The organism is Niallia sp. 03133 (assembly GCF_052663225.1).
The window spans coordinates 135502-150642 of record NZ_JBQTCY010000012.1 but is presented as its reverse complement, the minus strand read 5'-3'; the positions used below and the strand labels follow the sequence as shown (position 1 = coordinate 150642).

The 15141-nt window shown below is 33.3% G+C and carries 11 protein-coding genes and 2 pseudogenes; 6 read left to right on the top strand and 7 right to left on the bottom strand.

Features of this window, described 5'->3' with window-relative positions; all coding sequences use genetic code 11:
- The 3 genes from ACTYBU_RS17300 to ACTYBU_RS17290 form a co-directional block, all read right to left on the bottom strand.
- Positions 1-5337 (bottom strand): DNRLRE domain-containing protein (locus tag ACTYBU_RS17300; protein WP_445491622.1); only part of this gene is annotated, 5337 nt, incomplete at its 3' end.
- A gap of 1243 nt (positions 5338-6580) precedes the next feature.
- Positions 6581-7429: an NPCBM/NEW2 domain-containing protein gene (locus ACTYBU_RS17295; RefSeq protein ID WP_445491620.1), complete on the bottom strand. Its 849-nt coding sequence runs from the start codon at positions 7427-7429 to the stop codon at positions 6581-6583.
- A gap of 656 nt (positions 7430-8085) precedes the next feature.
- Complete coding sequence (locus ACTYBU_RS17290; protein WP_445491618.1) at positions 8086-8211, bottom strand: hypothetical protein; 126 nt, start codon at positions 8209-8211, stop codon at positions 8086-8088.
- A gap of 369 nt (positions 8212-8580) precedes the next feature.
- Between ACTYBU_RS17290 and ACTYBU_RS17285 the strand changes: the two are divergent.
- From ACTYBU_RS17285 to ACTYBU_RS17275, 3 genes and pseudogenes are all read left to right on the top strand, one after another.
- Positions 8581-8737, top strand: a pseudogene (locus ACTYBU_RS17285) (YHYH domain-containing protein); the annotation flags it as partial.
- A 669-nt stretch (positions 8738-9406) separates the two neighbouring features.
- Positions 9407-10252, top strand: a complete 846-nt coding sequence (locus ACTYBU_RS17280; RefSeq protein WP_445491617.1) for a ComEC/Rec2 family competence protein — start codon at positions 9407-9409, stop codon at positions 10250-10252.
- Positions 10253-10277: 25 nt separating this feature from the next.
- On the top strand, positions 10278-10490 hold the full coding sequence (locus tag ACTYBU_RS17275; RefSeq protein WP_445491615.1) for a DUF3006 domain-containing protein: 213 nt from the start codon (positions 10278-10280) through the stop codon (positions 10488-10490).
- 1412 nt (positions 10491-11902) lie between these two features.
- Here ACTYBU_RS17275 and ACTYBU_RS17270 read toward each other — a convergent pair.
- Positions 11903-12142 carry an EamA family transporter gene (locus ACTYBU_RS17270; RefSeq protein ID WP_445491630.1) on the bottom strand — a complete coding sequence of 80 codons (240 nt, stop codon included), beginning with the start codon at positions 12140-12142 and terminating at the stop codon, positions 11903-11905.
- 263 nt (positions 12143-12405) lie between these two features.
- Here ACTYBU_RS17270 and ACTYBU_RS17265 point away from each other — a divergent pair.
- The 3 genes and pseudogenes from ACTYBU_RS17265 to ACTYBU_RS17255 form a co-directional block, all read left to right on the top strand.
- Positions 12406-12757, top strand: a pseudogene (locus tag ACTYBU_RS17265) (Mu transposase C-terminal domain-containing protein); the annotation flags it as partial.
- Positions 12750-13031: a hypothetical protein gene (locus tag ACTYBU_RS17260; protein WP_445491614.1), complete on the top strand. Its 282-nt coding sequence runs from the start codon at positions 12750-12752 to the stop codon at positions 13029-13031. The pseudogene ACTYBU_RS17265 and the gene ACTYBU_RS17260, both read left to right, overlap by 8 nt.
- Before the next feature lie 65 nt (positions 13032-13096).
- Positions 13097-13438, top strand: a complete 342-nt coding sequence (locus ACTYBU_RS17255) for a DUF5348 domain-containing protein (protein ID WP_445491613.1) — start codon at positions 13097-13099, stop codon at positions 13436-13438.
- 34 nt (positions 13439-13472) lie between these two features.
- Here ACTYBU_RS17255 and ACTYBU_RS17250 read toward each other — a convergent pair whose 3' ends face one another.
- The 3 genes from ACTYBU_RS17250 to ACTYBU_RS17240 all read right to left on the bottom strand — a co-directional run bounded on the left by ACTYBU_RS17250 (position 13473) and on the right by ACTYBU_RS17240 (position 14498).
- Positions 13473-13658 (bottom strand): hypothetical protein, encoded by a 186-nt coding sequence (locus ACTYBU_RS17250; RefSeq protein ID WP_445491611.1) that lies wholly within the window; start codon positions 13656-13658, stop codon positions 13473-13475.
- 432 nt (positions 13659-14090) lie between these two features.
- Positions 14091-14288 (bottom strand): hypothetical protein, encoded by a 198-nt coding sequence (locus ACTYBU_RS17245; RefSeq protein WP_445491610.1) that lies wholly within the window; start codon positions 14286-14288, stop codon positions 14091-14093.
- 24 nt (positions 14289-14312) lie between these two features.
- Positions 14313-14498, bottom strand: a complete 186-nt coding sequence (locus ACTYBU_RS17240) for a hypothetical protein (RefSeq protein ID WP_445491608.1) — start codon at positions 14496-14498, stop codon at positions 14313-14315.
- Positions 14499-15141 lie beyond the last annotated feature (643 nt).

Sequence of the window (15141 nt, the reverse complement as noted above, 5' to 3'; positions counted from 1 at the left end):
GACGACCATTCCTACTACTTTTCCTGCATCATTCCATTGGTAGTAACGATATTTCTGTATGACGTTATTATCTTTTGTTACTTCTAACGCAAGATTGTCGTCTTCTCCATCATAATAATATTCATACGTTTTCGTGCCAATGATTTTTTTCGTTCGTAAGCCTTCTTCATCGTATTCATACTTCGTCACTTCAGAATTGGCTAACGTCGTTACTCTTGTTTGATCCCCTAAATCATTGTATTCATATTGAAACTTATCATCCTTTTTTAAATTGCCATCTAAATCATACGTAAACGTAGAAGCTCCATTTTTCGTTGTTATCTGATTTCCTTCATTATAAGAATAATTCGTTTCTGTACCATTTTGAATAAGCTTTGTTCGGTTGCCTACTTTATCATATTGATATTCATTCGTAGAACCGTTTGGCAATATTTCTTTGATTAATTGATTATTCGCATCATAAAAGTATTGGGCGGTACCATTTCGATCTGTTGCTTTTGTAATATTCCCAGATTTATCATATGTGTAGCCGAAAGATAAGGCTGGTGTTGTTTCAGTTCCTTTTGTGTAGTCAATGGATGTTAAGTTATTGCTGCTGTCATAAGCAAAATTATTTTTTATCAACCCATTTTGAAAGCTAACCGCTGCTTTATTTTGTTTTAAATCATACGTATATTTCATAGAGATTAGTGAATCTGTACCATTATTTGCAACAACACTATCAACTTTTCCTTCAGGCGTATAGGTCAATGTTTGATTGATCATTAATGCCTGCGATGTATCACTATAATTGGTCGTTTGATTTTGAAGACGGTCCATCTCGTCGTAACTATAATTGGTGGAATAGTTTCCTTGTTTGTACGTAGCGGCTAAATTATTAGCTGTATACGTAAATGTCTTATCAACTAATATCTTGTTTGCTGCTACATCTTTAAAGCTTCTAGTTAGTAGTTGTCCTGCATTATCATACGTATTCGTCCACTGCAAGGAGTCTTGCCCACTACCCTTTTTCACTGTCACTGTTTTTAACTGGTCCACGTTATCATATACATAATTTTCCGAAATACCAGAAGCTTGTTTTGTCGTTATTAGATTTCCATTTTCATCATACGTATTCATTACTTTTATCGTTTGTGATCCATTAACAGGGAAAACAGATTCTAACAATTCATCATTTCCATCATACTTGTACGTTTTTGTTTTCCCATTGGCATTCGTTAATGCGGTCATATTGCCATTATCATCATATACATAGGTTGTTTTATTGCCTTTCCCATCTGTCACAGACGTTTTAATTTCTGGATTCAATAAATCAAGTGAATAACTGGTCGTACGGTTTTCACCATCTGTTTCACTGATTACCTCGCCATAATCGTTGTACGACGTACTTGTCGTATTTCCTTTGGCATCCGTAATCGTTGTTTTTTTATTTGTCTCATCATAAGTGGTCGTAGTAAACGTATTATTAGGATAGATGACTTTTGTTTCCCTTCCGTATCCATCATACTCAAGTTTCGTTACTTCTTCTCCCACTGTACTGCTTTCTAAATTGTATCCAATATACGTATTAACCGTTTTTATACCATCCGGATCTGTTTGTTCTAACACCTGGTTCTTACCATCATATATATAAGAGGTTGTTTTTCCTTCTTTATCTATCGATTTGACTACATTTCCATTAGCATCATATTGATTGGTTTCTGTTTTTCCATTTTCATCTGTTTCCGTCAGTTCATTATAATTGGCATCATAAGTTGTCTTGGATGTTGTACTATCTGCATTCTGAACGTCGGTTACTGCAAACGTATTGTTTGTTTTATCTCGCTTATATATGGTCTGTTTGCCTGTAGTATCACTCACTACATAGTTATTATCCTTTTTATTGTACGTATAATCTGTTTTCACCGACCCTAATCCATCTTCTTGTGGAGTTAAAACCGAGATACTATTTGTTTCATAATTAAAGGTGTTCGTATGATTTTTCCCATCTATATAGGAACCCACTAGGCCAATATCATTATAACCATACGTATTGGTAATAGTCTTTGTTGTTCCATTTGCATGGACAGTAGTATTAACTAATTGATTATCACTGTTATAGTTGTAGTCAATCCAACGATCTTTAAAGCTCGTTTTCACCAATTTACCTGTAGTGTCAGTCGTATCGTAAAAAAGTGTGATGCTATTTCTAATCGTATTATTGGCCGCATCTACTTCCGCAATTTCGGTTAATTGAGTGCCCGTATAACGGAATAAAATTTTATTATTGTTCGCATCTTGATAGGCATATAAACGATACTTATTACTATTACTTGGGTCTAGTTCAAAATATTTCGTAAATCCATCTTTATCTTTTAATGAAAAGCCTGTTTTACCATTCACCGTTTCATTTTTTAACGTTATATATTTTCCTTGTGGAGAAGTATAACTGCTTGTTCCTGAATTATATATAAATTCATGCCTTGTTCCATCTTCATCCCAATAATAATAATTAGAAGAAGTGGAAGATTTTTTTATCAGGGATTCATTTCCCTCAAAGGTCCATCCTTTTCCTAAAGCAGAAGATTGAGTTGATTTTGAATTATAGTAACGAGTAAAATCGAATCCTAACACGCCTCTTGTAAACAAGGAATGATCGGTAATACTGAAGTTCAGATTCCCGGTTGTCACGTTAACCGACGCTTCAGCATTTCCTAATTGATGACTACCAGTCGTAAAATAATCTTCCAACCCAATTAAGTCATCATTAGGCAAAATACTCCCGTAAATATTGGTAGAAGGAGCACTCACACCCCTTGGTCCATTTATTTTACTTGTTTCACTTGGTGGTTCGAAAGAATCATTCATTGTGTATGCTCTCACACGAATGTCGTATGATTTTTTGTCTTGGAGAGACTGAGGTGCACTATTTTCTTTATAATACGCTGTAGGGTCTAAAGGTAAGTCTTTTGAATCCCCAAATAAAGAAATTCCCGTCGTATTCCAAGATGTCACATTTCCGACATCATAACTAACATATTTGCTGCCATCATTTATTTCTACTAGATATCCACCGGCATCCTGTACTTTATCCCATTTGATGTTTAATGCCCCGCGATTGGTTACATCATCCACTATCTCGCTGGAAGAGACAGCAATATTTTTCACCGTTGGCAGCGGAATGTATCCATATTGAGAATCGGACTGATCGGTCACTCCTAAATCACAAATTGCTTTGATACGGATAGAATAGCGTTTAAACGTTAGATAATCGCCCGAATTTTGATAAACTGGATTTGGATTAATCGCAAGTTCTGCGCCTAACTTATCTTTATGAAGAGCATATCTACCCGATGCTATTTCCGCATCCGTCGGCCAGATTTTTTGTCCTTTTGTGGACCAGCTTGTCACATTTCCAACCGTAAACTCTTCGTATTCTTTCCCGTTTAATAGTAAGACTTTATATCCTGTTGCTCCTGGGACCGCATCCCATGAAAGATCTAGCCAACCTCTCCCTTTATTTACCGAATCATTTTCTGAATATGCATAGGCCTTCACTGTTGGCATATTCGGAATATCTACCAAGGAAGCAGGAATTGCTTTTTTCACTTCCGCGGATAACGGACTGTCTCCATTTGTATATTTGGCTTTCACTTTAAAACCATAGTCTTTTCTAGTTGTCGGAGTACCGCTCTTAGCGGAATAAAAGCTACTTGGATCAACCGCAAGTTCTACTCCCGTTCCATCTAATTTGTAGGAACTGCTTGTCGAATAGGGTGCCTTTGGAAAAATCTTTTTCCCTTTGGAAGACCAGCTTGTCCCGGATCCTGTATAGACCGTTTCAAAGCTTTTTCCATTGTACATTTGCAGTTCATAGGAATTTGCTCCATATACAGCTGGCCAGCTTACATTCACATATCCAGTGGTTTGCCCATCCCCATACTGTGCTGCCGTAATAGAAGGGTTTTGCATCGTTGGATAATGATAACTAATTACTAGTTTAGCCACATTGGCTGTTTCCGCAGAGCTTAACTTTTTCCAATAGGTTTGGCCATTTCCATTTGTATGGAATTTAAATCCATCATTTCCATAATCCCCATCAATCCATCCTTGTACGGTACCTTTCACATTGAACGTTGCCCATTGATCACGTGCTACGGAGGTACTTGTAATATTAGTGGATCCTGGTTTGTTATTCCAAGTTAATTCATTGGCATACCATGGACCTGTCACTCTATCTACCCATAACCCTGTTTGTTGTGTAGCATAATAGGAATGGGTAACATAGGCTTTTAGATCAGCAGAATCAACCACCGCCCCTTTTAAATTGGTTAAAGAAAATTTGATAAAGGCATAGTTGGTTCCGGTAGTGCTGTCATATTTCCCTACTTTTAATACATATTCTCCTTGGGAAGAGTCCCACTCCTTATTGTAATTGGTTGTAGGGTATGCACTTGAAACGAAAGAATCTCCCATTGCATTTACAGTAACAGATGGATCTACATAAACAGGATATACTCGATCCTTCGATTCCAACCATTTTTTGTCTACTACTAATGAAATTTCGTATTGATTTTTACCAGAAGCTTTTAATTCATAATGGAGGTCATTTGACTTTACCCCACTGCCTAATCCTTTATTTATATTGGAATCTTCCATTATAGGAGCTGGTAATTTAAAAACTTTCTTCTTTACACTTTTATTTTCATAAAAACCAATGGAGCCATCATCTTCAAGGTTAGCAACTAAATCGGTATTTACTATGTAATGAAATTCATTGATTCCTTGGTAATCATGGATGATCCAATCTTCTTTCACTTCATTATTTAAAGAAACATGACGCAAATCGATGCCAGGTAATACATTTTCATACAATACTTTATTCTCATCATACGTTGTTTTTGCCTCTTTATTTAAAGAAAAATTCTCCCTACCTTTACTTGCAGAAATTTCTGAAAAAACCAAAGAATGCTTTCCATATGTATAATTTATTTCTTCAGCCGAAGATATTTTAGACGGATAAGCAGCTTCTAACTGAGTGGTTTCCGTTTCTAGTTGTTTTTCTTGGTTATTTAAGGTTAAATCGGTAGAAATTTCTTTCCACCTTCCATCCACTTTCGTATGAATGGGCTCAGCATACACTTCTTTGGTTAACTGACCCTCTTCATCCACAAATGTCTTGGAATAGGCATCTCTCTCTTCTACTATTTCTTTCCTATCCTCTACATTTTTTGATGATTTCTCTACTTGTTCCTCTTTATTTTCACCAGCTGAATTTGTCTCTGCATAAGACTTCATCGGTAAAATAGAAATAAATAGAGTAATACTTAGTAGCAATGCAATAATTCTTTTAAACAACTAATTTCCCCTCCGTTTATTAAAATTTGATTAAAAAAATTAAAATACGATTAAATTATATCTTATTTACAATGTTTTATAAATAGTGAAATATTTTCCTATATTAATTGTATTTAGCCTGTACATTATTCAATATCTTTTCCTATATAAGCAACCAAGTCCTTCTATTCATTAAAACTATTAATAAATTTGGTTATTACGCTTGCAAAATATTTATAGATCTTTTTAATTCAACATTTTTTGAATATTTCACTCGAATAGAGCCACTGTCACGGACAAATTGAACCACATGGCAAGAGAACCACTGCTATGTCAGCCACCATTGACCTTGCTTATTTCCGAGTTGTGGAATTAATGTAGGTAAAAGCCTAAAGGCTCTCCTGAAATAAATGGTAACGCGGACAATTCGATTCTAAGCATTTGCTGGCGGGTCCCCGTTCTCTTCCACAAAATACAAAGAATCGGGCGCTGCAGTCAATGGCAAGCAGCTTCGCTGTGGCTGGTTCTATACCCGTGATAGCGGCTCTCTTCTTCCGTGACAAGTGCTCATTTTGTCCGAGAAATTGGTTCTCTTTAAACTTAATGTTCATTTTTAGCCTATTAATCAGGATATAATGTCAAAACATTACAAAATGTAATCGTTCACCTACTTAGTTTTTACAATAGAATTTATTTAAAACATAAAAGATAGTTATTTTAAGAGAAAGGTGATGAGATCATGGAGTTGATAGATAATCGAGTGTTTGAGGGTTATATTGAAGATAATCATTTAAAATTAATTTATACGTATCTTTTTTGTTTTTAACTATTGTAGATCAGCAGAAATAGCTAGAGAAAATACAATATCTATAGAAATAAATACTTATTGTCTAAAGCTATTTCTGCAACGTCATAAGAAATAGAAACATATGCAGCTTCTCCATTCTTATCGATTTCACAAGATTCAAATAGGATAAACTTCCCTTTTTAATATTCGAAATTCTATTAGTGTTGTTTATTAAAGATAAATGTTTATAACATAATAGAATTCTTTATCTTTGTTCTCAAATCTATTACTTAAGCCTACCGGCCATCTTATTACCAAACAAAGAATATAAAGTATTTCCTTCAACAAATGTTTATCCTTTATTATTTTATAATAATTTTAGAATATAAAAAAAACTAATTCTTTTTATGTTTCAAAACTTTATTTTATTTATAAATGAAAAAACGCTCCTAAAAAATTAGGAACGCTTTATATAATTTAATTAATTTTTACGTTAGCCCAAACTGCATAACCAACCATATCACTTTCTTCCATCCTTAATTCTAATCTTTTTACACCTTTAACTGGTAAAGATATATTGATTGGCAATTCTCCTCTTATCAAATTGTATGTTTGTATAAGATTTCCATCTCCGTAAAAAGAAACTGAAGTGCTATTTAAGGAATCACTATCATCGGCTATACCTAATAAACCAGTAATAGTCGCATACTTTCCTTGTAAATTAAATGAATTCGAATAAGGACCATTATATCCAGAAGTAAAAAAGCGATAACCACTCTTATACTCAATTCCACCTAAAATTAGGTCATCTTTATTAAAATCCCCTACATAAGGTTTTAATAAATCCGACATATTAAGTCCATTGGATCCTTCGCCTAAATACCATGTTTTTAATTTACTATTATAAGTCGAACCTACGTTATAAATAGATCCTAGCAATTGAACTGGAGCATAAGGAACTCCATTATAGTTAAGTAGAACAGGTACACTTTTGTTAGAAATATTATAATTACCACTTTTGATTGTACCTTGATAATTTAACTTATCATCTAAAGGTTTAACTACTTTACTTTTTAAATTTTTTATCTCTTTATCTCGTGAAGAAACTTTGTCCTTTTGTTTTTTAATTTCTTTGTCTTTTGATGAATTTTGTTGCTTTAATTTGCTGTTTTCCGCTTTTAACTTTTTGTTCTCTGCTTTTAAATCTTTTACTTGTTTTTCTAATGATGCTTTTGAAGCAGCATCTACTAAACTACTAAAAGTAACTAAAGATCCAAAAGAAAAAATCACCACTAATAAACACATTACAAGTTTAGTTCTTTTCATTATATTCCTCCTCATAGGATAAATTAACTATACTTGTAAAAGTATAGTTAATTTGATCTAATCTGACAATCAATTTAACAATATTATTTTAAGCTGACCATTATTGACTAATAGTCTTTATAACCTTCATTCCCCCCTATTGAGTACAAGATATAGACCACTTAGAAAAGCAATACCTTAGTTACTTATTTTCATCTAAGATAATATCTTGGATGCGTAAAATTATGTATTAAACATTGATGTATTAATCGTCTAATAAGATGGTAAATTTTATAGAATGTCAAACAAAAAAGCCACAATAATAGCAGCCCTTTAAATCCCGTTCATTCTTTGTCGTACGTATAATTCGTTATTTAATTTTATTATTTTTTTACATTCATTCCTTTTATACTACTTATTCATATTAGTTTATCTTAATCTAGCGGATAATTATATATACTTTTTCATGGCTGCACATGAAACTAAATCACTCTGTTTCATTTGTCAATATTACTTTACATCATTCTACAGCTTCATGTCATGTTCAACCATTATAAGTTTGCTTCTTCTTGTTTTGAGGTTTTAAATGTTTCTGCTCGTTCGTTATGACAGCTTACCTCAAGATAAAGGATCTAAGGAGAGACAAATCATATCTTTATTTTGAAAGTATATTGAAATCAATTATCTTTTAATAAGCCTATTATTGATAAAATCAAGCCTAAAAGTAAAACAATAGAGCCTAGTCCATCTCCAGCATTTATAATAAAACCACCAACCAGAGTAATATTTATCCCAAATAACATAACTTTTGTTCCTGATTTAATTTTTCTAATACAATAATAAAATAATAGACTTATTACTAGTAAAGAAATGGGTAAAATAAAGAGAAAATACAAATTATCACTCCTAAATAAATGTACAGTGTTTCATCAATAGAATAATATTTTAACATGGTAATCCCTTTATAGTAATCCCTCCTGTATCATCAGCCGATAATAATAGTTAAACAGTCCATTTTTACTAACATACTGATTAATTCTTGTAACATTATGACAACTTTTGTCGAATACATAGTAAAATTTCCTCTCTATTTGTATGATTCAGATAGATATAAATACATATTTTGAGGGGGAATATTTTTGAAGAAAAATGCCTTTTATTTTTTAGCAGTTATCATTCTATCTTTGGTTGCCATTACTACTTTACCACAAAATCCCTATGCTCATCCTGGTAATACTGATTCTAGCGGAGGACATACTTGCAGAACGAATTGTACAAAGTGGGGATTATCCTATGGAGAATATCATTATCATAATGGAAGTTCTAGTGGATCCTCCAGTTCCGATTCAAATGATTCAAGTGGCAGCAATACAGCAGTCGTTACAGAAGTAGATACAACTGCACTTGAAAATGAACTTGCTTCCACAAAAGAAGACTTAGCAGAACATGAAAAAGAGAACAACCAATTAGAGAAAAAAATAAACGATCTTAATAGTGAAATAGCCTCATTAACGAAAAAAATGGACGATTATAAATCGAAAGAAAAAGGAATGAAGGATAAGGAATTGACCCTGAATAATAAAGAAAAGGAATTAGATACTCTTCAGAGTGATATAGAAAAGAAAGAAAAAGAAATGGCGGCACAAACTGTGGAAAATGAAAATAAGATCAAAACTGTCGAAACAAAGCTAAAAAACAAACAAGACGAAGTAGATGAAATGGAAAATGACACAACTGTCGGTGCAGCTGGTTCTGCCGCAGTTCTTGGTGGAGCTTATGGTATTTACAGGTTGATTAAACGTAAACGAGCTAGTTGAAAATTAAAATAGATTATGTAAAGTCCTACTCAAACGAGCAGGACTTCTTATATTATGCTTCATGCTCATGGTTAACCTAACTAAACCTTCCTTCATTTATATTTTCAAATTTTTGTAATTCTTATAGAAAAATGATAGAAATGATGGTATATTTCTCCTAGATATAAGGGGGAATTAGAGAATGAGAAAAATCTATTTAATAGCAGCTGCTTTTGTTTTGCTGTTATCTGTTTTATTCGTAACACCTGCATCCGCTTCAAGCAAAAAACTTACTGTGCACTTTATTGATGTTGGCCAGGGTGACAGCATCTACATCAAAACAGCTAACGGCGATGATATTATTATCGATGGTGGAAACCGAGATGGCAGTGATGTGGTATCATATCTAGAAAAACAAAAAGTAAAAGACATTGAAGTAATGATTGCTACCCATCCAGATGCAGATCATATGGGTGGATTAGATGAAGTGTTGAAAGCCTTTAAGGTAAAATCTATTTACGCACCGAAAGTCAGCCATACGACACAAGTCTATAAAGACTTTTTAAGCGCTGTAAAAAAAGAAGGAGTTAAAATTAAAACCGCAAAAAAGGATGTTTCCATTCCTTTAAAAGGTGTTGCTGCAAAATTTGTAGGTCCTGTTAATTCCTACAGTAAAAGTGATCTAAATGACTGGAGTGCTGTTTTACGTCTAGTATATGGTAAGAAATCCTTCCTTTTTACAGGTGATGCTGAAACGAAAGCAGAAACGGATATGATGAATTCGAAAGAAACGTTAAAGGCTGATGTTCTTAAAGTGGGACATCATGGCGCTAAAACATCTACTAGCACTGCGTTTTTAAAAGCAGTAAAGCCAACCTACGGTGTTATTTCGGTTGGCAAGAAAAACAGTTACGGCCACCCTACTTCTGATACATTAAAACGATTAAAAAATAGCAAGGTAAAAGTTTTTAGAACAGATAAACAGGGGACTATTATTGCGTCCAGTGATGGAAAATCCATTACCTTTAACACGAAGCCTATCCAATAACCTATGTTGTACGAGGAGGAATTAGATGAAAGGCATAATCGATCGCTTTGAAGGAGACATTGCTGTTATTGAAATAGATGGAGAAACGAAGGATTATGACAAATCCATCCTCCCTAAAAATGCTGATGTTGGTGATGTAGTGGAGATTGACGGTAATAAAGTAAAAGTTTTAAAAGGTGAAACCGACAAACTTCGAAAAGAAATTGAAGTATTAATGGAAGATGTTTGGGAAGATTGAATAGAATTGCCCTTCTCTTAATGAAGGGTATTTTTTTGTCTATTTATTAACCTCCCAAAGGTGGATCTTGTTTTTTTCACTCCCTAAACCTTGTCCTTACGCAAATTCATTAATCCTCCTATATTACTTTACACCAAGCTACTCATTGCAACCTATGTCATTTAAGCTTGTTTGTCCAAAAAAAACGCACCCCTTCACCTATAATCATTCGACAAAAGGATACGTTCACCTTTAATAAGTTTAATTAAAAATAAATTATATTACGATTGGAAAACCCTTGGTACTACTGGTTTTTTTCTAAAAAAACATTTGAATTACACTCTATACGATTATATAATAGAAACAGGACAAAAAATGGGCCATAGTGTGAATATTAATTAATCACTATGGAGGTTTTAATATGATAAATATAGAAATAAAGTATAAAGGTAAAGAAATCGCTGTATTAAAAGGACACTTAGTTTTTTATCTTTTTTTATATGTTGCTATCACAAATAGATCAGAGTGGCTTGAGATAATATGGAGTATCTTTAATCTTTGAAGAAATAAATAATAATTGAAATATCCTTGCATTATATGATTCATCAAATCTATGGTCCTTGTCCAGTTTTTTAACTTGGATAAGGACTTTAATACAAAATAAATTACATTTTTGCAGAGAAATAAAAATGAATTAAATTAAAAATGAAAAAAGCCATCTTATTTGCTATTAATACAGTTTTTACTGTGCAAATGGATGGCTTTTTGTTTTTCACACCTAATTTTATTAAATATACTCATTTTCTTCTATTAACTTGTTGTTTTTTAAGGAATTACTAAAATGGCCTTAGCAATTTTTAATAAAAATAATTATATAAAATGTAAATAGCTTTCAAGGTGATTTACTCTCCTGTCCTGCCTTCCATAGACACCTTTCAAAATTATTATGTAAACATACTTATCGATTATAGAATAAGAATTCTGAAATTTCTCATACTAAAATTATTAAATATTGGAGGTGAAACAATGCTGTTTACGTGTAAATATTTTTTAATTCAGATAAGCCCCATTGTGCTGATTACACTCGTAGGGCTTATCAGTGAAATTCTTTTTCTAGCACTTAACTAGAATTGATGAGCGTTACAGCTTTCCCTATTAGTTGTAATGCTCCTTGCTAATATTATGATTAAATAAAAATAAATTATACAGACAAGCAAGATTTTAATTATAAATAAATTAAAAAATATATTTGGCACAAAAGTAGTTACTTTCTTCGAATAGCACCACAACGACCAAAACTTACCGTAGCATATTTTTATTATTTTATCATTTCTTTCCAATTTAGTTGTCTCTATTGATACAATCATATGATTGTCTATTTTCATTTAAAAACCTTCTTAATTGATTGATTAACTAATAGTATCAATTGACAGTTAAGATTCTAACTTTGTAGAGGATGTTTGTTGAAAATTTCTTGACGTGTCGTAATAATTCCAATTAATACAAAAACAATCCCTACTAAATGCCTCAACACTGGAAAGCTTCCTAAGAAAAATGTATGAAAAAAGGAGAGCGGAAACAGCAATTACTCCCGTGAACACCGCAGATGTACTTACAGGAACTTTTGAAACCCCATAATACCAAAGGACAAAACCTAAAACTGTAACGAATATACACCCAGTCTATAAGTGTTGGTTAAGAGAAATCAAAAGATAGAGATTCATTGTTACTGCCATTCTGAAATAACCAAAAGTTGACGGTATTGCCTGTCCAAAATTAGACGAGTATAATGTCCCTTTACCTATTCTGGAGAAAGGAAAAGGACGCCTCCCATCATAAAAATCAACTATGGTTATTGTATCAGATTACCAACTTATTGAAAATACCCTTACAGGAGTTTTTGGTTAGAGGTGCGGGGAGGATGCCTTCTCCCTGTTATTGTGAGACGAGAAAAGTAGATAAAGTCGGGATGCATCAGTTTTATGGATCAAAAATATGAAGTTGGTCTTTCATTTATGTGACGCCAGGTTGATGTTGTTTATGATCCTGCGGATTTAGAGGAGCTAACGATTGAATATGAGGGATATTCTCCATAGAAAGCCAAAAAGCTTGTAATCGGAGAAAGAGCCGTAAAAAGACCAACATTTCCCTCACACCTCCAAGCACATGAAGCTAATTCTTCTAGATTACTAAAAGCAGCCGAACAAAACCATGAAAAAAGAAATATCGAACAAGCTCCAGCTGTGTCTTTCCGTGCTGTTTGGAAGGAGGATGGCGAGAATGTTTGAAGCTTTTTATGGAATGAAACATACCCCTTTTACAAGGGATGTTCCTACTACTCAACTTTATGATTCATTTACGATGCAAGAAGTTTTGGGGCGATTAAAGTATACGGCAGAAAGGCAGTTATTTGCCGTTTTAACTGGAGATTGCGGTACAGGGAAAACAACTACGATTCGGAAATTTGTCGATGGCCTTGATCAGGGAAAAGAAATTCATCGTTTTTCTGGCGGAACGCCAAGGCTTATTAATAAAATATGTACACACAGCCTCCTTTATTGAGCTCAAAATGGCCGTCGGATTATTGATGATCATATGATTAAGCATGTCATTCAGGGGGAATTGTCATGAAGAGCCGCTGGAAAGATATGAAGTATAATGAGGATCTCGATTGTTGGGTGGTCTTCTGGGGTGATAATACAGGTTACAAGGTGCACTGTGGCGATTGGTTGGATCTTCACCTAGGAGATGGAAGGAAACTTTCTTGCCGTATGGAATTTGGAAGGGATTGGTATATTATCGTAGGTAAAAAGGATATAAAATTTTATTTAAAACCAAACGAAACGAAACCTATCAAGTTACTATTTAAAATGAAGGGGAGGCTAAAACAACTGCGGGCTTCCCCTTTCTTCCGGCCAATAATTCCGTCAGATTATGGACAAAGTATTTCATCAATATCTTGCCATTAAAGAGCGTCAGTAACAGTATCTATCCATTGTTCTTCTAACTGATTAAGAAACACTTGTTCTCATTCTGATAATACTTAATCGTAAACGGTCTTAAATTTCGTAAATCGCAATCATCAAGAAAGAGTTTCAACGCTTCTTTAAATGTTTCTGCATACGACTTCTCACTTTTTCGGACGATTGATAATTCACGGTCATTAAGATTGTTTTTACGTCTTGCCATATGTAACCTCCCTTCGAACCTATTCGCACGATTAGAGACGATAGGAAAACACTAAAAACTAACGTATTTTAAACACAAAAAAACGCTTCCCACAATGTGAGAAACGTTGATTTGACGGTATATTCACGGTTAATTGATGATATATCTAACGAAATAATTGATCCTGTGGTCGGGGTCGAACCGACACTCCAGAAGGAACACGATTTTGAGTCGTGCTTGAAGGTCTGAATACTTAAACCCTTGGAATATCAATGTTTGATTTGACGTGTAGATATACCAACCTAGTTATAATCACTATAAGTGTTGAGCTAAGAATGAGGGAATACTCCCCCTCTATTATTCTGTTATGTATCTTTAGTCGGCAAGAAAATACAAAAAAGATAATAGATTGTTACCATCTACCGTCCTGATTTATTAAAACTATATATGCTATCATTGCAATGTTAACTTAATCAATACATCTGGTTGTAACACTTCTATTTTATATTCAGCTTTTACACCTTTCAGCGTTTCTTCTACATAAAATTGTATTTCATCCACGTAAAGCTCTTCAGTTTTTTCAATCACTGCGGAACCTTCATTCTGTAGTTCAATCAATACTTTTCCAATTGTTCCTAGAATACCATTCATCTAATTATCCCCCTAATTTAAAGATTAACGAAAAGTACCATAATGAACTTGACATGTTATGTATTCTTTTATACCTTCGCTTACCTCTTCTTCAGTAGCAAACTCCATTTCTTCACAATACTTCTTAAAATCAAGAAAATACTTGAATTTATCTTCAATTGAAAGTTTAATACCTTGTTTATTTAATTGAGTAAAAAATGCTTTTTCCATAGATCTTTCCTCACTTCTTTCCTACTGATCCATTATGTTTCTAAGATTCATAACACCATTACAAATCTGCTTCGTATTCTTTCACTTTCCTATAAAAAGTTAGAATGATCTTTTGGATTGCTTTTATATATGTATAAATTTGATCTACTGGATAAGCATACTGTATAGCATATTAACAAAACTACGGATACTCTGCGAATCAGCATCCGATATGAATTATATAGATGCCGTATTGTTACGGTTTAAATATTTTAATTATTTATTCTTCTCAACGATTTTAGCGAGGAAAGAAGCTCCTTCTTTTCGTAGTCGTTCCTCGAGTTTTCCCTGAGTAAAGTTACAAAATGAAGTGGATATAAAAGAAGGAAAAATCACTATACTATGCACCTATAATGATATTTTTTAATATAATTAACATCTTGAATGCGTCAAATTTTCATACCCTTAATATTTTACCATATGAGAATTTCTGGGACTACTCCATTTATCTTCTTACGGTTTCCAACTGGTTACCCGAAAGTTTAATTTGGAATGTTTCATTTCTAAATTTAAAGGAGGTATTCTCTTTTTAAACAATGGTAATATTATTTTCAAGTTCATTATCGCTGGCCATTTTTCGTCTTCATTCCTCTTGTGTTACTAA

Coding starts and splice junctions, on each gene's coding strand:
- ACTYBU_RS17255 (WP_445491613.1), top strand. CDS start 13,097: ATGAAGAGCCGCTGGAAAGATATGAAGTATAATGAGGATCTCGATTGT.
- ACTYBU_RS17275 (WP_445491615.1), top strand. CDS start 10,278: ATGAAAGGCATAATCGATCGCTTTGAAGGAGACATTGCTGTTATTGAA.
- ACTYBU_RS17280 (WP_445491617.1), top strand. CDS start 9,407: ATGAGAAAAATCTATTTAATAGCAGCTGCTTTTGTTTTGCTGTTATCT.
- ACTYBU_RS17295 (WP_445491620.1), bottom strand. CDS start 7,429: ATGAAAAGAACTAAACTTGTAATGTGTTTATTAGTGGTGATTTTTTCT.
- ACTYBU_RS17250 (WP_445491611.1), bottom strand. CDS start 13,658: ATGGCAAGACGTAAAAACAATCTTAATGACCGTGAATTATCAATCGTC.
- ACTYBU_RS17290 (WP_445491618.1), bottom strand. CDS start 8,211: ATGTTATTTGGGATAAATATTACTCTGGTTGGTGGTTTTATTATAAAT.
- ACTYBU_RS17245 (WP_445491610.1), bottom strand. CDS start 14,288: ATGAATGGTATTCTAGGAACAATTGGAAAAGTATTGATTGAACTACAG.
- ACTYBU_RS17260 (WP_445491614.1), top strand. CDS start 12,750: ATGTTTGAAGCTTTTTATGGAATGAAACATACCCCTTTTACAAGGGAT.
- ACTYBU_RS17240 (WP_445491608.1), bottom strand. CDS start 14,498: ATGGAAAAAGCATTTTTTACTCAATTAAATAAACAAGGTATTAAACTT.